This window comes from Nocardia sp. NPDC047648 (assembly GCF_040642815.1).
GTDB classification, from domain to species: domain Bacteria; phylum Actinomycetota; class Actinomycetes; order Mycobacteriales; family Mycobacteriaceae; genus Nocardia; species Nocardia gamkensis.
This window is the reverse complement of the sequence record NZ_JBEYSX010000003.1, coordinates 260814-278603: the sequence shown is the minus strand read 5'-3', so window position 1 is coordinate 278603 and position 17790 is coordinate 260814. Positions and strand designations below refer to the sequence as shown.

General features: G+C 69.7%; 16 protein-coding genes. 12 read left to right on the top strand and 4 right to left on the bottom strand.

The annotated features are described in order from the left end of the window. The first annotated feature begins 89 nt into the window (after positions 1-89). The 3 genes from ABZ803_RS09960 (at position 90) to ABZ803_RS09950 (ending at position 3083) form a co-directional block, all read left to right on the top strand. Positions 90-1034 (top strand): ATP-binding cassette domain-containing protein, encoded by a 945-nt coding sequence (locus ABZ803_RS09960; protein ID WP_357034809.1) that lies wholly within the window; start codon positions 90-92, stop codon positions 1032-1034. Continuing rightward, complete coding sequence (locus ABZ803_RS09955; RefSeq protein WP_357034807.1) at positions 1034-1801, top strand: ABC transporter permease; 768 nt, start codon at positions 1034-1036, stop codon at positions 1799-1801. Before ABZ803_RS09960 ends, ABZ803_RS09955 begins: the two co-directional genes overlap by 1 nt. A 463-nt stretch (positions 1802-2264) precedes the next feature. Next, positions 2265-3083, top strand: a complete 819-nt coding sequence (locus ABZ803_RS09950; RefSeq protein ID WP_357035424.1) for an adenylate/guanylate cyclase domain-containing protein — start codon at positions 2265-2267, stop codon at positions 3081-3083. Here the strand turns inward: ABZ803_RS09950 and ABZ803_RS09945 are convergent. Next, positions 3080-3238 (bottom strand): hypothetical protein, encoded by a 159-nt coding sequence (locus ABZ803_RS09945; RefSeq protein ID WP_168434118.1) that lies wholly within the window; start codon positions 3236-3238, stop codon positions 3080-3082. The genes ABZ803_RS09950 and ABZ803_RS09945 overlap by 4 nt on opposite strands. Positions 3239-3425: 187 nt before the next feature. On the opposite strand from ABZ803_RS09945, the gene ABZ803_RS09940 reads away from it, so the two are divergent. From ABZ803_RS09940 to ABZ803_RS09905, 8 genes are all read left to right on the top strand, one after another. Next, positions 3426-5141 carry an acyclic terpene utilization AtuA family protein gene (locus ABZ803_RS09940; protein ID WP_357034805.1) on the top strand — a complete coding sequence of 572 codons (1716 nt, stop codon included), beginning with the start codon at positions 3426-3428 and terminating at the stop codon, positions 5139-5141. A 71-nt stretch (positions 5142-5212) separates the two neighbouring features. After that, entirely contained in the window at positions 5213-6364 is a 1152-nt protein-coding gene (locus tag ABZ803_RS09935) for an acyl-CoA dehydrogenase family protein (protein ID WP_357034803.1), read from the top strand. Continuing rightward, positions 6361-7959 carry a carboxyl transferase domain-containing protein gene (locus tag ABZ803_RS09930; protein ID WP_040870684.1) on the top strand — a complete coding sequence of 533 codons (1599 nt, stop codon included), beginning with the start codon at positions 6361-6363 and terminating at the stop codon, positions 7957-7959. The genes ABZ803_RS09935 and ABZ803_RS09930 overlap by 4 nt, the downstream gene beginning before the upstream one ends. Before the next feature lie 8 nt (positions 7960-7967). After that, positions 7968-9995 (top strand): biotin carboxylase N-terminal domain-containing protein, encoded by a 2028-nt coding sequence (locus tag ABZ803_RS09925; RefSeq protein WP_357034800.1) that lies wholly within the window; start codon positions 7968-7970, stop codon positions 9993-9995. After that, on the top strand, positions 9995-11155 hold the full coding sequence (locus ABZ803_RS09920) for an acyl-CoA dehydrogenase family protein (RefSeq protein ID WP_040870683.1): 1161 nt from the start codon (positions 9995-9997) through the stop codon (positions 11153-11155). The genes ABZ803_RS09925 and ABZ803_RS09920 overlap by 1 nt, the downstream gene beginning before the upstream one ends. A gap of 11 nt (positions 11156-11166) precedes the next feature. Beyond that, a complete protein-coding gene (locus ABZ803_RS09915; protein ID WP_357034798.1) occupies positions 11167-11943 on the top strand; it encodes an enoyl-CoA hydratase family protein in 777 nt (258 codons plus the stop codon). A 5-nt stretch (positions 11944-11948) separates the two neighbouring features. Then, positions 11949-12563, top strand: coding sequence for a TetR/AcrR family transcriptional regulator (locus ABZ803_RS09910; protein WP_357034796.1), 615 nt, complete (start codon positions 11949-11951; stop codon positions 12561-12563). 128 nt (positions 12564-12691) lie between these two features. Then, positions 12692-13249 carry a TetR family transcriptional regulator gene (locus tag ABZ803_RS09905; RefSeq protein WP_357034794.1) on the top strand — a complete coding sequence of 186 codons (558 nt, stop codon included), beginning with the start codon at positions 12692-12694 and terminating at the stop codon, positions 13247-13249. A gap of 52 nt (positions 13250-13301) precedes the next feature. Here the strand turns inward: ABZ803_RS09905 and ABZ803_RS09900 are convergent, their stop codons facing one another. From ABZ803_RS09900 to ABZ803_RS09890, 3 genes are all read right to left on the bottom strand, one after another. Next, positions 13302-13667, bottom strand: coding sequence for a hypothetical protein (locus ABZ803_RS09900; RefSeq protein WP_357034792.1), 366 nt, complete (start codon positions 13665-13667; stop codon positions 13302-13304). A 344-nt stretch (positions 13668-14011) separates the two neighbouring features. Beyond that, positions 14012-16231 carry a glycosyltransferase family 39 protein gene (locus ABZ803_RS09895; RefSeq protein WP_357034790.1) on the bottom strand — a complete coding sequence of 740 codons (2220 nt, stop codon included), beginning with the start codon at positions 16229-16231 and terminating at the stop codon, positions 14012-14014. Continuing rightward, the gene (locus ABZ803_RS09890) at positions 16231-17508 is read right to left on the bottom strand and encodes a bifunctional glycosyltransferase family 2/GtrA family protein (protein WP_357034788.1); all 1278 of its coding nucleotides are present in this window, start codon (positions 17506-17508) and stop codon (positions 16231-16233) included. Before ABZ803_RS09890 ends, ABZ803_RS09895 begins: the two co-directional genes overlap by 1 nt. A 156-nt stretch (positions 17509-17664) precedes the next feature. Between ABZ803_RS09890 and ABZ803_RS09885 the strand changes: the two genes are divergently transcribed. Then, entirely contained in the window at positions 17665-17787 is a 123-nt protein-coding gene (locus tag ABZ803_RS09885) for a hypothetical protein (RefSeq protein ID WP_281032571.1), read from the top strand. Positions 17788-17790: the final 3 nt, after the last annotated feature.

Here is a 17790-nt window from a genome sequence, read left to right as displayed (position 1 = left end):
CCCGCACACCTCTCCCTCATCCTCGAGGATGATCCAACTCGGCACTATTTACCGACGCGCGCCGCCACGATTTGCGGAATGCTGGGCGCATGATCGAACTGAGAGGCCTGACCAAGCACTACGGGCAGACCGTTGCGGTGCAGGATCTGTCCTTCACCGTTCGACCCGGCCAAGTGACGGGATTCCTGGGGCCCAACGGTGCGGGCAAGTCGACCACGATGCGGATGATCCTCGGGTTGGACAAGCCCACCGCGGGCACCGCGCTGATCAAGGGCAAGCCGTACCACGAACTGGACCATCCGCTGCGCACCGTCGGCGCGCTGCTGGATGCCAAGTGGGTGCACCCGAACCGGTCGGCGCGCGCCCATCTGGAGTGGATGGCCGCGTCCAACGACATCGCCAAGTCCCGGGTGGAGGAGGTGCTGCGGCTGGTCGGCCTTTCGGAGGTGGCGGGCAAGACGGCGGGCGGTTTCTCGCTGGGTATGTCGCAGCGCCTCGGCCTGGCCGGCGCGCTGCTGGGCGACCCGGAGGTGCTGCTGTTCGACGAGCCGGTGAACGGCCTCGATCCGGAGGGCATCCTGTGGATCCGCCGGTTCATGCAGCGGCTGGCCGCCGAGGGCCGCACGGTACTGGTCTCCAGCCATCTGCTGTCGGAGATGGCGCAGACCGCCGAGCACCTGGTGGTCATCGGGCGCGGCAAGCTCATCTCGGACTCGACCACCCAGGAGTTCATCGAACGCGCCTCCGAGCAGTCGGTGCGGGTGCGCAGCCCGCAGCTCGACCAGCTGCGCAGCGTGCTCACCTCGAACGGGATGACCGTCCGCGAGGACGGCGCGGGAGCCGACGGCCCCGCGCTCATGGTGGCGGGCGTGGCCAGTGACGCGGTCGGCAAGCTGGCCGGCGAGCACAACATCACGCTGTTCGAGCTGGCCCCGCAGCGCGCGTCGCTGGAAGAGGCGTTCATGCGGATGACCGGTGGCGCCGTGCAGTACCACGGCGAAGGCTTCGATCAGGTGATGGGAGGTGCGCTCTGATGGGCGTGCTGGCAGCGGAACGAATCAAGCTCACCTCCACCAGGTCGCCCTGGTGGTGCTCGGCGATCGTCGTCGCCCTCGCGCTCGGGATGGCCGCGCTGCTCGCCTCGGTGGCGCGCGCGTCCTACGGCAAAGAGGGCGCGATCGACCTGACCGTCTCCACCGCGGTGGCCGGGATCAGCGGCTTCGGCGTGATGGTCCTGATGATCATGGCGACCTTGACGGTGACCAGCGAATATCGCTTCGGCCTCATCCGGACGACGTTCCAGGCGACGCCGCATCGGGCCAAGGTCGTCGCGACCAAGGCCGGGTTGGTCGGCGGGTACGGCGCGGTGTTGACCCTCGTCCTGGTGTTCCTCGCCTACCTGGTGGCCAAGGCGCTGAGCGGACCGGACGCGGGCGTGGCCCTCACACTGTCCAGCGCGGAGGACTGGCGCGAGGTCTACGGCATCCCGATCTACGCGTTCCTGTGCGTCCTGCTCGCGATCGGCATCGGCGTGCTGGTGCGGCAGTCCGCCGCCGCGATCTCGCTGATCGTGCTGTGGCCGCTGCTCATCGAGGGGCTGCTCGGAGCGTTCGGCAGCTTCGGCCGCAACGTGACCCCGTTCCTGCCGTTCGCGAACGCGAATCACTTCTTCAGCGCCTCCGCGTCCACGGCCACGGCCAACTGGCACTGGGGGCCGTGGGGCAGCCTGCTGTACTTCACCGTCTTCGTCGCGATCGTCTTCGGCGCGGCCTTGGTCGTGGTGAACCAGCGCGACGCGTGACGCACGCGGGCGAGGCCGCTCGACCACCCGAGTCGCCATCCCTCGCCACTCGGGTCGGCGGGGCGCCGACCTTGTCGGGAGGTCCGGCGCCCCGTCCACCGCCCGCCACTGCCCGGCGGACGGTGCGTCGATCGGCCCGGTGCGAACGCTCGCGCCGGGCCGATCGTGCGTGTGAACATCGCGGAAACTATGCCGCATGCCGCTTCCGAGACCCCTTCTCGGCCGAGTAGCCTCGGTTCAGCAACCAGCTCGTTATCCAACGCGGAGCCCGCCGACGTGCTCGCTGTGTTCGTCGCGGAGGTGAGAGATGGCGATGATCGGTAATCTGCCGACGTCAGATCGGCTGAGATACTCTCGGGGCGTGAATGAAACACCTTCCGGCGGCCCCGAGTCGGGGCCGGGGCCGGAGGCCGATGGAGGCGTGCCGCCCGAGGTGGTCATTCCGTTGGAGCCGTCCGATGGGATCGATCCTTCCCGCCGTTCCGGTAAATTCCGTCGCGGGCAGCTATCCGCCCTGGTGAACGCCGCGAATCAGCGGGCTGATCTGATCGGCGCGCTGCGCAGGGCGCGCCAGCAGCTGCCGGGGGACCCTGCTTTCGGCGATCCGCTGTCGGTTTCCGGGCCCGGTGGCGCGCGGGCGGTGGCGCGCGCGGCGGACAAGCTGGTCGGCGACGCCCCGAGCGCGGCGCGCGAAATCGGTTTCGGGGCCTTGCAGGTCTGGCAGGCCGCGCTGGAGCGAATGGGACGCGGCCGAGGTAGCCAGGAAATAACTGTCATGTTCACCGACCTGGTGGCCTTCTCGCGCTGGTCGCTGTCGGCCGGTGACGAGGCCACCCTCGAACTGTTGCGCAAGGTGGCCAAGGCTATCGAGCCGCCGATCGCCGAACGCGGCGGTCAGGTGGTCAAGCGCATGGGCGACGGCGTGATGGCGGTGTTCCCCTCGGCGGACCGGGCGATACGCGCCGCGGTGACCGCCAAGCGCAACCTGGCCGACGTGCAGGTGCGTGGCTACACCCCGAACATGCGGATCGGTTTGCACACCGGTTCCCCGCGCGAGATCGGGGGTGACTGGCTCGGGGTGGACGTCACCATCGCGGCCCGGGTGATGGAGGCGGGTGGCAACGGCAACACCATGCTGTCGGAGGCCACGCTGCTGGGGTTGCGGCCGGAGACGCTGGCGGAGCTGGGTTTGACGGTCAAGCAGTATCGCCGCGGCCTGTTCGCGGCTCCGCTCAGCGGCGTCCCCGACGACCTGCGGATCTTCCGGCTGTCCAAGGGCTAACCGAGCCACCAGGCCAGCGCGCCGCCCGCCGCGAGAACGGCGCAGACGGCCAGCGCGATCGACAGCGGCCGGGCCGTCTTCCAGGTGGTGTAGGCGCCGCCGAGCAGGAACCCGGCCAGGGCGAACAGAACGATCACGGTGACGTCGCTGGACACCGTGCCCATCTTGCTCCGGCTCGCTCGACCACCGCCGTGCGGGTGGGGATCGTTCAGGGTGCAATTAACAAGCACGCATGCTTGCTTTTTTCTGGACCGGATGTGATGCTGGTCGCGGAACGCGGACTTCACGGGTGCGGCATGCGGCCCATCCTGACGGTTCGCCGTACAGGAGGCATTCCCGCTGATGAGTATGCTGGCCGCCGACCCGGACGTGCTCCGGATCGGCAACTGTTCCGGCTTCTACGGTGATCGGCTCGGCGCCATGCGCGAGATGCTGGACGGTGGCCCGATCGACGTGCTCACCGGCGACTATCTCGCCGAGCTGACCATGCTGATCCTCGGCCGGGACCGCATGAAGGACCCGGACCTCGGCTACGCCAAGACCTTCGTCAAGCAGATCGAGGACTGCCTCGGGCTCGCGCTGGAACGCAACGTGCGCATCGTGACCAACGCGGGCGGCCTGAACCCGGCCGGCTTGGCGGCGAAACTGCGCAAGGTGGCCGCCGACCTCGGGCTGGACGCGAAGATCGCGCACGTGGAGGGCGACGACCTCCTTGCCCGCGCCGGTGACCTCGGTTTCGGCGCGCCGCTGACCGCCAACGCCTACCTCGGCGCATGGGGCATCGTCGAATGCCTGAACGCGGGCGCGGACATCGTGGTCACCGGACGGGTCACCGACGCGTCGGTGATCGTCGGCCCGGCCGCCGCGCACTTCGGCTGGGGGCGAACCGATTACGACCGGCTGGCCGGCGCGGTGGTGGCCGGGCACGTGATCGAGTGCGGCACCCAGGCCACCGGCGGCAACTACGCCTTCTTCACCGAACTCGCCGATCTGGGCAGGCCGGGCTTCCCGATCGCGGAGATCCGCGCCGACGGCAGCAGCGTCATCACCAAGCACGCGGGCACCGGCGGGGCGGTCACGGTCGACACCGTCGAGGCCCAGTTGATGTACGAGATCCAGGGGCCCCGCTACGCCGGACCCGACGTGACCTCCCGCCTGGACACCATCCGGCTCGATCAGGACGGCCCGGATCGGGTGCGGATCAGCGGCGTCACCGGCGAGGCCCCGCCGCCCCGGCTCAAGGTTTCGCTGAACACGCTCGGCGGCTTCCGCAACGAGATGGAGTTCGTGCTCACCGGCCTGGACATCGAGGCGAAAGCCGAACTGGCGCAACGACAGCTGGAATCCTGGCTGCCGACCAGGCCCGCCGAGCTGACCTGGACGCTGGCCCGCCTGGACCGGCCGGACGCGCAAACCGAGGAGCAGGCCAGCGCGCTGCTGCGCTGCGTGGTGCGCGACCCGGACCCGAACAAGGTCGGACGCGCCTTCTCCAACGTCGCGGTGGAGCTGGCGCTGGCCAGCTATCCCGGATGCAGCTTCACGACCCTGCCCGGCAACGGATCGCCCTACGGCGTGTTCACGCCCGGGTTCGTCGACGCCGCGGAGGTCCCGCACACGGCGGTGCTGCCCGACGGCACCCGCGTCGGCGTGCCGCCGTCCGCCGAAACAGCCGAACTCGCCGCGGTCGCGGAGCCGCCCGCCCCGGAAGCGCTGCCCGCGGGGGAATCCCGCCGCGCGCCGCTGGGGACGATCGCGCTGGCCCGCAGCGGCGACAAAGGCGGTGACGCGAATATCGGCGTGTGGGTCCGCACCGACGAACAATGGCGCTGGCTGGTGCACACCCTCACCGTGGCGCGCGTCAAAGAACTTCTGCCGGAGACGGCTTCGCTGACGGTCACCCGGCATGTGCTGCCCAATCTGCGGGCGCTGAACTTCATCATCGAAGGCCTGCTCGGTCAGGGCGTGGCCTATCAGGCCCGGTTCGACCCGCAGGCCAAGGGACTCGGCGAATGGCTGCGGTCTCGTCACCTCGACATTCCAGTGGAGCTCTTCGCATGACCGGGTCAGGCCCGGAGGCGGCAGCTCGCGTCACCACGCAGGGCCCCCGGCCATGCGAGAAAGGGCACCGCATGACGAAACTCTGGGAAACGCCGGAACGGCGCGAGTTGCGGGCCACGGTCCGTGGCTTCGTGGAACGCGAGATCCTGCCCTACCTGGACGGCTGGGAGCGCGCCGGGGAGATCCCGCGCGAGCTGCACAAGAAGGCGGGCGCGCTCGGCCTGCTCGGCGTGCAGTTCCCGGAATCCGCGGGTGGTTCCGGCGGCGACGGCGTGGACGCGATGATCGTCTGCGAGGAGATGCATCAGGCCGGTGCGTCCGGCGGACTGTTCGCCTCCCTGTTCACCTGCGGCATCTCCGTTCCGCACATCATCGCCTCCGGCAACGCCGAGCAGATCGAGCGCTGGGTGCGGCCGACGCTGGCGGGCGAGAAGATCGGTTCGCTCGCGATCACCGAACCCGGCGGCGGATCGGATGTCGGGCACCTCACCACCACCGCGCGCCGCGACGGCGATCACTACATCGTCAACGGCGCCAAGACCTACATCACCTCCGGGGTCCGCGCCGACTTCGTGGTCACCGCGGTGCGCACCGGCGGGCCGGGCTCGGGCGGCATCTCGTTGCTCATCGTCGACAAGAACACGCCGGGCTTCACGGTCAGCCGCAAGCTGGACAAGATGGGCTGGCTGGCCTCCGACACCGCCGAGTTGTCCTATGTCGACGTCCGGGTACCGGTGGAGAATCTGGTGGGCCCGGAGAACTCCGGCTTCTTCCAGATCGCGGGCGCGTTCGTCAGCGAGCGCGTCGGCCTCGCGGTGCAGGCGTACTCCAGCGCGCAGCGATGCCTGGATCTGACCCTGGAGTGGGTGCGCAACCGGGAGACCTTCGGGCGTCCGCTGATCAGCAGGCAGGCGGTGCAGAACACGGTCACCGAGATGGCGCGGCGCATCGACGTCGCCCGCGTCTACACCCGTGATGTGGTGCAGCGCAGCGCCGAAGGCGAGACCGATCTGATCGCCGAGGTGTGCTTCGCGAAGAACACCGCCGTCGAGGCGGGCGAGTGGGTGGCCAACCAGGCCGTCCAGCTGTTCGGCGGTCTCGGCTACATGCGCGAATCGGAGATCGAACGCCAGTACCGGGATATGCGCATCCTCGGCATCGGCGGCGGCACGACCGAAATCCTCACCGGACTGGCGGCGAAGCGATTGGGGTACCAGAAATGACAATCCTGCGCAGCGCCCTGGACACCGCGGCGCCCGAGTACGAAGCCGCCGCCGACGCGATGACGGCCAAGCTCGCGGAGGTGGAGGCCGAGTTCGCCAAGGCCATCGCGGGCGGCGGACCGGACAAGCTGGCCCGGCACCGCAAGCGCGGCAAGCTCACCGCGCGTGAGCGCATCGAACTGCTCGTCGACGAGGACTCGCCGTTCCTGGAACTGTGCCCGCTGGCCGGCTGGGGCAGTGAATTCCACGTCGGCGCCAGCACCATCGCCGGAATCGGCATCGTCGAGGGCGTCGAGTGCATGATCGTCGCGCCCGACCCGACCGTGCGCGGCGGCACCTCCAACCCGTGGACGCTGCGCAAGACGTTGCGCATCAACGACATCGTGCGGGAGAACCGGCTGCCGGTGATCTCGCTGGTGGAATCCGGCGGCGCCGACCTGCCCACGCAGAAGGAGGTGTTCGTCCCCGGCGGCCGGATGTTCCGCGACCTCACCCAGGCGTCGGCGGCGGGCATCCCGACCATCGCGCTGGTGTTCGGCAACTCCACCGCGGGCGGCGCCTACATTCCCGGCATGTCCGACCACGTCGTGATGATCAAGGAGCGCTCCAAGGTGTTCCTCGGCGGTCCGCCGCTGGTCAAGATGGCCACCGGTGAGGAGTCCGACGACGAATCCCTCGGCGGCGCCGACATGCACGCGCGGGTCTCCGGCCTCGCGGATTACTACGCGCTGGACGAGCAGGACGCGATCCGCATCGGCCGCTCCATCGTCAAGCGGCTGAACTGGCGCAAGCAGGGCCCGGCTCCGCGCGCCGAGGTGATCGAGCCGCTGCACGACCCGGAGGATCTGCTCGGCATCGTGCCGTCGGACCTGAAGATCCCGTTCGACCCGCGCGAGGTGATCGCCCGCATCGTGGACGGTTCGGACTTCGACGAGTTCAAGCCGCTCTACGGCAGCAGCCTGGTCACCGGATGGGCCGAACTGCACGGCTATCCGGTGGGCATCCTCGCCAACGCGCGCGGCGTGCTGTTCTCCGAGGAATCGCAGAAGGCCACCCAGTTCATCCAGCTGGCCAACAAGACGAACACGCCACTGCTGTTCCTGCACAACACCACCGGTTACATGGTGGGCAAGGAGTACGAGCAGAAGGGCATCATCAAGCACGGCGCGATGATGATCAACGCGGTCTCCAATTCGAAGGTGCCGCACATCTCGGTGCTGATGGGTTCGTCCTACGGCGCCGGCCACTACGGCATGTGCGGCCGTGCCTACGACCCGCGTTTCGTCTTCGCCTGGCCCAGCGCGAAATCCGCCGTGATGGGCGGCGCGCAGCTGGCGGGCGTCATCTCGATCGTCGGCCGGGCCGCCGCCGAGGCCAAGGGCCTGCCGTTCGACGAGGAGGCCGACGCCGGGATGCGCGCCATGGTGGAGGCGCAGATCGAGGCCGAATCGCTGGCGATGTTCATGTCCGGGCGGCTCTACGACGACGGCGTCATCGACCCGCGCGACACCCGCACCGTGTTGGGAATGTCCCTGTCGGCCATTCACAACGCCCCGATCAAAGGCGCCGACGGCTTCGGCGTCTTCCGAATGTGAGGCCGGATATGACTGCATCGCACGGCGATTCGAATACCGGTGGGCAGATCACGAACGTTCTCGTCGCCAACCGTGGCGAGATCGCCCGCCGGGTCTTCGCCACCTGCCGCCGGATGGGTCTGGGCAGCGTCGCGGTGTACTCCGACGCGGATGCCGCCGCGCCGCACGTCACCGAGGCGGACGCCGCGGTGCGGCTGCCCGGCAATACGCCCGCCGAAACCTATCTGCGTGGTGAACTGATCATCGAGGCCGCGCTGGCCGCGGGCGCCGACGCCATCCACCCCGGCTACGGGTTCCTGTCCGAGAACGCCGATTTCGCCAAGGCCGTGCTCGACGCCGGGCTGGTCTGGATCGGCCCGCCGGTCGAGGCGATCGAGCAGATGGGCTCGAAGGTCGCCTCGAAGAAGATGATGGACGCCGCCGGAGTGCCGGTGCTGGCCGAGCTGGACCCGGCCGAGGTCACCGAGTCCCACCTCCCGGTGCTGATCAAGGCCTCCGCGGGCGGCGGCGGGCGCGGGATGCGGGTGGTGCGCGAGCTGGCCGATCTGACCCCGCAGATCGAGGCCGCACGGCGCGAGGCGGAATCCGCCTTCGGCGATCCGACGGTCTTCTGCGAGCGCTACCTGGAGACCGGCAGGCACATCGAGGTCCAGGTGATGGCCGACACGCACGGCGCCATCTGGGCGGTGGGCGAGCGCGAGTGCTCCATCCAGCGCCGCCACCAGAAGGTGATAGAGGAGGCGCCGTCGCCGCTGGTGGAACGCACCGAAGGCATGCGGGAGCGGCTGTTCGAGGCGGCGCGCCTCGCGGCGGGCGCGATCGGCTACACCGGCGCGGGCACCGTGGAGTTCCTCGCCGACGAGCAGGGCGAGTTCTTCTTCCTGGAGATGAACACCCGCTTGCAAGTGGAGCATCCGGTCACCGAGTGCACCACCGGATTGGACCTGGTCCGGCTGCAACTGGACGTCGCCGCGGGCGGCGCGCTGCCCGCCGAACCGCCCGCGATGCGCGGACACTCCATCGAGGTGCGGCTCTACGCCGAGGACCCGGCGCAGGACTGGCAGCCGCAGAGCGGAACCGTGCACCGGATCGAGATACCCTCGGTGCGCACCGAATTCGATCTGCTGGACCGGCCGGGCGTGCGCCTGGACACGGGCGTCGTAGACGGTTCGGTGGTCGGCGTGCACTACGACCCGATGCTGGCCAAGGTCATCTCCTACGCCGAGACGCGCGGCGAGGCGGCCCGCTTGCTGGCCGCGGCCCTGCACCGCGCCAAGATCCACGGCCTGGTCACCAACCGCGACCTGCTGGTGCGCGTGCTGCGTCATCCGGCGTTCCTGGCCGGTGACACCGACACCGCGTTCTTCGCCACGCACGGGCTCGACGTCCTCGCCGCGCCGCTGGTGTCGGCGTCCGACGAGGCGTTGTCCGTCGTGGCGGCGGCACTCGCCGAGGCCGCCGCCAACCGTGGCCGCGCGCGGGTGGGCGGCGGGCTGCCCAGCGGGTGGCGGAATCTGCCGTCGCAATCGCAGCGCAAGTCGTACGAGAGCCGCGCGACCGGGACGCACGAGGTGGGTTACCGCTTCGGCCGGACCGGCGTCACCGTGGACGGTCACGACGGCCTGGAACTCGTCGAGTCGGCTCCCGATCGTGTCGTGCTGTCGGTTCCGGGCGAACGCGGACCGGTGCGCAGGCGATTCGAGGTCGCCCGCTACGGCGACCAGGTCTACGTCGACTCGCCCCTCGGCCCGGTGGCGCTGCGCCGGGTGCCGCGCTTCAGCGACCCCGCCGACCAGGTGGCCACCGGCTCGCTGCTGGCGCCCATGCCCGGCAGCGTGATCCGGCTCGGAGCCGAGGTCGGCAGCCGGGTCGAACAAGGTCAGCCGATTCTGTGGCTGGAGGCGATGAAGATGGAGCACACCATCGCCGCGCCCGCCGCGGGCGTGCTCAGCGCCGTGAACGTCACCGTCGGCCAGCAGGTCGACGTCGGCGCCGTGCTCGCGGTCGTCGAAACTGTAGAAATCCAGGAGAACTGATGAGCTTCATCGAAACCGACGAGCAGAAGGCGCTGCGGGCCGCCGTCGCCGCGTTGGCCGCGAAATACAACTACCGCGACTACGTGCTGCCCAAGGCGCGCAAGAACGAGCCGCTGGACGAATTGTGGCAGGAGGCGGGCAAACTCGGCTTCCTCGGAGTGAACCTGCCCGAGGAGTACGGTGGCGGCGGCGCGGGCATGTACGAGCTGTCGCTGGTGATGGAGGAGCTGTCCGCGCAGGGCGCGGGCCTGCTGCTCATGGTGGTCTCCCCGGCCATCTGCGGCACCATCATCACCAAGTACGGCACCGACGAGCAGAAGCAGGAGTGGCTGCCCAAGCTCGCCGACGGCTCCGGCAAGATGGTCTTCGGCATCACCGAGCCGGACGCCGGCTCCAACTCCCACCAGATCACCACCACCGCGCGCCGCGACGGCGACGACTGGATCCTCAACGGCCGCAAGATCTTCATCTCCGGAGTCGACCAGGCCGAGGCCGTGCTGATCGTGTCCCGCACCGAAGACCACAAGACCGGCAAGCTCAAGCCCGCCCTGTTCATCGTGCCGACCGACGCCGAAGGCTTCACGAAGACGGCGCAGGAGATGGACATCATCGAGCCCGACCACCAGTACAGCCTGTTCCTCGACGACGTCCGGCTGCCCTCCACCGCGCTGGTCGGCAAGGAGGACGCGGCGTTGATGCAGTTGTTCGCGGGCCTCAACCCGGAGCGCATCATGGGCGCGGCCATGGCGATCGGCCTGGCCCGCTACGCCATCGATCGCGCCGTGGAATACGCCAAGGAGCGCACGGTGTGGAAGACGCCGATCGGTGCGCATCAGGGCATCTCGCATCCGCTCGCCCAGGTGAAGGTCGAACTGGAGCTGGCGAAGCTGATGATGCAGAAGGCCGCCACCCTGTACGACACGGGCGACGAGATGGGCGCCGCCGAGGCCGCCAACATGGCGAAATACGCGGCGGCGGAGGCCAGCATCAAGGCGCTCGACCAGGCCATCCAGACCCACGGCGGCTCCGGCCTGACCAGGGACGTCGGGCTGGCCGCGATGCTCGCCGCCGCGCGCATCGGCCGCATCGCGCCGGTCAGCAGGGAAATGGTCCTCAACTTCGTCGCCCAGTACTCGCTGGGCCTGCCGAAGTCGTACTGAGAGGACGCCGCATGACCGAGACGGCTCCGTTCGTCCGCTACGAGGTGAGCGACGGCGTCGCGACGCTCACCTTCGATTCGCCGCACAACCGCAACGCGCTGTCGTCCAAGCTGGTCGCAGAGCTGCTGCGCGGGCTCGACGACGCGGCCGCCGACGACGCGGTGCGCGTTGTCGTACTCGCGCACACCGGCAACACCTTCTGCGCGGGCGCGGATCTGAGCGAGGCCAGTGACGCCGATCCGGCCGTGGCCGCCGACGAACGCACCCGGGTCATGATCGGCGTGCTGCGCAGGCTGGTGGAGATTCCGAAGCCGGTGATCGCGCGGATCGACGGCAACGTGCGGGCAGGCGGCATGGGCATCGTGGCGGGCTGCGACCTCGTCGTGGCCGGACCGGCCAGCAGTTTCGCGCTCACCGAGGTGCGCATCGGGCTGGCGCCGTTCATGATCTCGCTGACCCTGTTGCCCAGGCTCAGCCCGCGTGCGGCCGGCCGGTACTACCTGACCGGCGAGAAGTTCGACGCCGCAGAGGCCGAGCAGATCGGCCTGGTCACCGTCACCGCCGAGGACCCGGCGGCCGAAGTGGCGCGGCTGTGCGCGGAGGTGCGCAAGGGCTCCCCGCAGGGGCTGGCGGAGGCAAAGCGACTGGTCAACGCGGACATCCTCGCCGAGTTCGACACCTCCGCCGAAGAACTCGCGCGGCGCTCGGCGAGCTTCTTCGGCACCCCCGAGGTACACGAGGGCATGCTGGCCTTTTTGCAGCGCCGCCCGCCGAGCTGGGCAGAATGACGACCATGGCGACACCCCACGAACCCAAGCAGGACCGCAGCCGCGCCACCCGGCAGCGCCTGCTCGAGGCGACCATCGACTGCCTGGCCGAAATGGGCTGGGCGGCCGCGACGGTCGCCGTGGTCGCCGAACGGGCCGGGGTGTCGCGTGGCGCGGCGCAGCATCACTTTCCCACCAGGGAGGATCTGATCACCGCCGCGCTGGAGTTCATGTTCGACACGCGCAGCGGGCAGGCGGTGCAGGAGGCCGCGACGCTGACGGAGCTGGGTGACGGGCCGGCCCGCACCGAGGCGGTGGTGGCGGGGCTGGTCGAGTCCTACACCAGCCCGTTGTTCAAGGCGGCCCTGCAAGTCTGGACGCACGCCGCCGCCGACCCGGTGTTGCGCGAGCGGATCGTCCCGCTGGAGGCCCGCTTCGGGCGCGCCTCACACCGCCGCGCGGTCGAAGCCCTGGGTGTGGACGACTCGGACCCGGTCACCCACCATTTGGTGCAGGCGACCCTGGACATGGCCCGCGGTCTCGGTCTCGCCGACGTTCTCACCGACGATTCGGCCCGCCGTAAGCGCATAGTCGAACAGTGGGCGGCCACGCTTCACGCCGCCTTGCACGCCTCCCGCTGAATCGGAGCCTGTGACCGGGCCGGACGCGATGGCTCGAGTGCCGGTCTCGGTGTGCGCGAGAGCAGGACGAGGGCGGTGGCCAGGAGGGCAACTGCAACCTGTATCACTACTTACGTAGTATTCGAAGGGTGTCCACCAAACGCGACCTCGTCTTGGACGCGGCGATCGACCTGCTGGGATCCCGCGGCACCCGCGCGCTGACCCACCGCGCGGTCGACGAGGCCGCGGGCATGCCCGCCGGATCGGCGTCCAATTACTTCCGCACCCGGGAAGCGCTGCTGATCGGTATCACCGAGCGCCTCGAGGCGCGCGACTACGCGGATTGGGAGGTGCTCACCCGGCAGCCCGCGCCCGGCACGATCGACGAACTCGTCGAGGGCATGGCGGCTTTCGTCGTGTACGCGGTGCGCGCCGACCGGGTGCGCACCCTGGCCCGCTATGCCCTGTTCCTGGAGGCGCAGTGCATTCCGGCGCTACGCGAGACCATCCGCCGAGGACATCTGCGGCTGACCGAATGGACCGCGTCGCTGCTGGCGGGTATCGGCGTGGAGCGGGCGGTGGCGCGGATCCTGGTCGACCAACTCGACGGGATCATCCTGCATCAGCTGGTGAACCCGGCAGCGGACTTCGATCCACGCCCCGCGCTGGACCGGCTGGTGCGCGCGCTGGCCGCGGGGAGCGATTGACCTGCGGCGCTCGCCGAGCGGCCTGCGCATCGCGGCGCGCCGCACGCCGTGCTCAGCACAGACCTTGCTGCTCGAGCCTTCCCGAATCGATGGCGTAGGAGGAAGCTCCGATGGCGGCGCCGATCAGGCCGACAATGATCGCGCCGGGAATCGCGCCGACGAAGAAGACGGGCAGGCCGACGAGCGCGCCGATGGCGGCGCCGATCGCCGCGCCGATTCCCGTGCGCAGTTCGATGGTGTCGCCGGGCGGCAGGCATGCCTTGATGTAGGTCACCTGCGGGGGTTCGCCGGTCGCCGCGACGATCGATTCGGCTCGATCGGCGGGGGCCGCCGACGCGGTGGCGGCGAATCCGACGGTGAGCGCGGTTGCGACCAGTGCGCTGACCACCGTCACGGCCAGCTTCATGAAAGCGTTCAACTGTTTCCCTGAAAGTTCGCGGTGGACACGTCCGCTGATGGTCCGGCTACCGGCCCGGAGCCGTCACGCGTGCGATCATCATCGCTGGAGTTTTGCGGGATGCCAAGAGCGGGCGCTCGAATCATCGTCGCCGGTCGCATGTTCGACGTTCCACCGCTGTGCGCCCGCGCGCGTTCGCGGGATCGCAACCAGGGAAGATGACTGCCGCACAACGCGATCCGCACCGGCGCCGAGGTATGGCGCCGGTGCGGATGCGGTGTTCAGCGGGTGCAGGGGTCGCGCTGAACACCGGGAGGCGATGCGGCCCCGGGGAATGCAGGGCGACAGGACCGCATCGCGCGGTTTCAGTGGGCGGCGGTCAGGTCGTACAAAGTGACCCCGTCCACCTGGGTGGCGGTGAAGTTCTCCTGGACCCACTGCGTGATCTGGGCGCTGGGGGAGGAGTCGGAGGAACCCGGCCCGCCCCGTCCGCCGCCGACGAAGTAATGGATCTTCCCTTCGGCGACATATTGCTTGAACTGCTCCAGCGTCGGCGAGGGGTCGCTGCCGTTGAAGCCGCCGATGGGCATCACGGGCAGTTCGGTGGCCAGCTGCAAGCCCGCGGCGCTGTTCGAGCCGATGGCCGCGGCCACCCAGGTGTAGTCGCCGCCGTTCTGCTCGAGCAGGGACACGACCTGGGCGCTGGGTTCGCTCGCCCCGAGCAGACCGCCGATTCCGCCGCCGGGGCCGGGACCGCCGTCACCGGGCGCGCCCTGCGTCGTGGCGGTGCCTTGCGGGGCCTGCCCATCGGGCAGCGTTCCTGGCGGGAACATCGCGCCGTCGCCGGGTGGGTTGCCCTGCGGTGCGGTACCGGGCGGCGTGCCCGCGCCGTCCGGGAGCTGCCCGTCGCCCGGCATCCGGCCGCCGGGTGCGTTGCCCGCTCGCGGAATGCCGCCGTCCGGTGTCGTGCCCTGCGGGCTCGTTCCCGGCGAACGCCCATCCGGCGGCGTACCGCCCGGAACCTGTCCGGCTCCATCGCGGCCGGTGGTCCCGGTTCCGTCCGGCATGCGGCGATTCATCCCCGGCATGCCCTCACCCCACGGTGGCCGACCACGCATCGCGACGTTCGGTCCGGCCGAAGGAATCGAACCCGCGTGCGGCGTCGCGATCGTGTCGACGGCGTAGGCGACCGGTCCGGCGAGGAAGGTGAACGCCACGGCCAGCGCCGACGCCACGGCGAGCTTGCGCGGCGCGGGCAAGAGCACGGCGAGCGTCGCGATCACACCGACGACCAGCACCGTCCAGCGCAGCCACGACTGCCATTCCGGACTGCGCGACAACAGCATCCAAGCGGTCGCCGTGGTGAGACCCACCGCGAGCGCCGACGCCAGCCGCACCCACAGCCGGTGCCGTCCCCGCCACGACAGCACCGCACCCGCGCCGACGAGCGCGGCGATGGCCGGAGCCAGGGCCACGGTGTAGTACTGGTGGAAGATGCCGGCCATGAAGCTGAAGACCAGCCCGGTCCCCAGCAGCCATCCGCCCCAGAGGACGAGCGAGGCGCGCTGCGGATCGGTGCGAGCGGCTCTGCCGCGCAGCAGGATTCCCGCGACGAGCGCGACCAGCGCGGCGGGGATCAGCCACGCGATCTGACCGCCTTGCGCCGGTTCGAACATCCGCGTGATGCCGGTGCTTCCCCACATGCCGTTGCCGCCCGGCGGAAGGTCGCCGCCCGGTCCGACGCTGCCGCGCTCGTTGCCGTTGAGCCTGCCGAGCCCGTTGTAGCCGAGGGTGAGTTCCAGGATCGAGTTGTCGTGCGAGCCGCCGATCCACGGACGTGACGAGGCGGGCCACAGTTCCACCGCCAGCAACCACCAGCCCGCGGCCACCACCATCGCGGCTGCGGCGGCGAAGAGTTGCAGGATGCGCTTGCCGAGTTTCGGCGGGCCCGCGATCGAGTAGGTCAGCGCGAGCGCCGGAACCACCAGCAGCACCTGCAATTGCTTGGTGAGGAAACCGAAGCCGATCAGCGCGCCGGTCAGGACCAGCCAGCGCCAGCGGCCGTCCTCCACCGCCCGCGTCATCGCCCAGGCGGCCGCGACCATCAGGAACACCAGCAGCGCCTCGGGATTGTTGAACCGGAACATCAGCGCCGCGACGGGCGTCACCGCCAGCGCCAGCCCGGCGAGCAGTCCGGCCGCGGGCCCGAACGGCCTGCGCACGGTCGCCCACAGCACTGCCACACCGGCCACCCCGAGCAGCACCTCCGGCACCAGGATGCTCCAGCTGCTCAGCCCGAAGGCCCGCACCGACAGCTCCATCAGCCACAGCGAGGCGGGCGGTTTGTCCACGGTGATCGAGTTCGCCGCGTCGGAGGACCCGAAGAAGAACGCCTTCCACGAGACCGAACCCGCCTGTACCGCAGCCGAGTAGAACGAATTCGCCCAACCGTTGGCGCTCAGGTTGCACAGATACGCCACCGCCGTGCCGATCAGCAGCGCAGCCAGCGCCGGATACTCCCAGTTCCGGCGCGGCCTCGGCCGCGGTTCGGTCGCGGCGGGTTGCGCGGTGAGCGTGGCCGTCATCAACGGTCTCCCTCGGCGGCGCTTCCGGCGGCGGCGAGAGCCGGTGCGCTCGGTGCGGCGTCGCCTCCGCTGTCGCGGAACACCCAGCGCAGCCCGACGAACCGCAACAGCGTCGCCACCAGATTGGCCATCACCAGGACGAACAGCTCCAGGTGCACCGAGGCGTCCGGCGCCCACCGATGCAGCGCGAACAACGATCCGCTGGTGAGCGCCAATCCGATGCCGAAGATCACCAGCCCTTGGAACTGATGCGACACGGCTCCGTTCGAGCCGCGCACGCCGAAGGTGAAGGCCCGGTTGGCGGCGGTATTGCCCACCGCCGTGATCAGCAGCGCGGCGAAGTTCGCCACCTGCGCGCCCGCGAGCGGCTGCAACAGCACGTAGAGCAGCAGATAGGCCAGCGTGCTCAGCACGCCGACGATCGCGAACCGCACGAGTTGCCCGACCATGCCCAGCGGCACCCCCGGCACCAGCGGTTCCCGGCCCACCGACCGGCGCAGTTCCTCGAGCGGCAGCGTGCCGGTGGCCAGCGCCCGCCCGAGCCGCCAGATGCCGAGCAGGTCCTTGCGCGCGGTGTCGATGATGTCGACGCGGCTGTCCGGATCATCGATCCAGTCCACCGGAACCTCGTGGATGCGCAGCCCCGCCCGCTCGGCGAGCACCAGCAATTCGGTGTCGAAGAACCACTCGCCGTCGTGCACCAGCGGCAGCAGGCGGCGCGCCACGTCGGTGCGCATGGCCTTGAAGCCGCACTGGGCGTCGGAGAAGTGCGCGCGCAGCGAGGCTTTCAGCAGGAGGTTGTAGCAGCGCGAGATGATCTCGCGCTTGGGCCCGCGCACCACCCTGGACGCGGCGTCGAGCCGGGTGCCGATGGCCAGGTCGGAATGCCCGGTGATCAGCGGTGCGACCAGGGGCAGCAGCGCGTTCAAGTCGGTGGACAGGTCGACGTCCATATAGGCGACCACCTGCGCGTCGGAGCGTTCCCACACCGCTCGCAGCGCCCGCCCTCGTCCCTTGGCGGACAGGTGCACCACCCGTACGTCGTCCAGTTCTTCGGCGAGCAGCTGGGCGACCTGGAGCGTGTCGTCGGTGCTCGCGTTGTCGGCGACCGTGATGCGCGCCGGGAAGGGGAACCCGTCGCGCAGGTAGGCGTGCAGTCTGCGGACGCACACGCCGAGGTCGGCCTCTTCGTTGTAGACGGGTATCACCACGTCCAGCACGGGCGCACCCGTGGTCTCGGTCCGTTCCGCCGCCGCGACGGTCAAGGTCTCGGTCATGCGAACAACATTCGACGGCTACGCTGCCACGCTGCTGGGCCTCAGCTGTGAGGTTCCTGGGGGTGGCGCCCGAGCCGGATCACGCCGCGGGCAGGCAACGTAGCGTACGGTCGATCACAGCGGGACCATTCAGGTTCTCCGAGCAAAGGACCACGTTTGTCCGACAAATCTCCGCGCAGTTCGATGTCCAAGAAATCCGGGAAGTCCCTGAAGGAAAAGCGAGCGGAGAAGAAGGCCAAGACCGCGGGTGACAGCGGCGCTGGTTCCAGCAAACACTGACCG

Excerpts from the sequence above, each read along its gene's own strand:
- ABZ803_RS09935 (WP_357034803.1), top strand. The coding sequence starts at position 5,213 with ATGACGAAACTCTGGGAAACGCCGGAACGGCGCGAGTTGCGGGCCACG.
- ABZ803_RS09890 (WP_357034788.1), bottom strand. The coding sequence starts at position 17,508 with ATGACCGAGACCTTGACCGTCGCGGCGGCGGAACGGACCGAGACCACG.
- ABZ803_RS09910 (WP_357034796.1), top strand. The coding sequence starts at position 11,949 with ATGGCGACACCCCACGAACCCAAGCAGGACCGCAGCCGCGCCACCCGG.
- ABZ803_RS09920 (WP_040870683.1), top strand. The coding sequence starts at position 9,995 with ATGAGCTTCATCGAAACCGACGAGCAGAAGGCGCTGCGGGCCGCCGTC.
- ABZ803_RS09940 (WP_357034805.1), top strand. The coding sequence starts at position 3,426 with ATGAGTATGCTGGCCGCCGACCCGGACGTGCTCCGGATCGGCAACTGT.
- ABZ803_RS09930 (WP_040870684.1), top strand. The coding sequence starts at position 6,361 with ATGACAATCCTGCGCAGCGCCCTGGACACCGCGGCGCCCGAGTACGAA.
- ABZ803_RS09960 (WP_357034809.1), top strand. The coding sequence starts at position 90 with ATGATCGAACTGAGAGGCCTGACCAAGCACTACGGGCAGACCGTTGCG.
- ABZ803_RS09915 (WP_357034798.1), top strand. The coding sequence starts at position 11,167 with ATGACCGAGACGGCTCCGTTCGTCCGCTACGAGGTGAGCGACGGCGTC.
- ABZ803_RS09895 (WP_357034790.1), bottom strand. The coding sequence starts at position 16,231 with ATGACGGCCACGCTCACCGCGCAACCCGCCGCGACCGAACCGCGGCCG.
- ABZ803_RS09955 (WP_357034807.1), top strand. The coding sequence starts at position 1,034 with ATGGGCGTGCTGGCAGCGGAACGAATCAAGCTCACCTCCACCAGGTCG.
- ABZ803_RS09925 (WP_357034800.1), top strand. The coding sequence starts at position 7,968 with ATGACTGCATCGCACGGCGATTCGAATACCGGTGGGCAGATCACGAAC.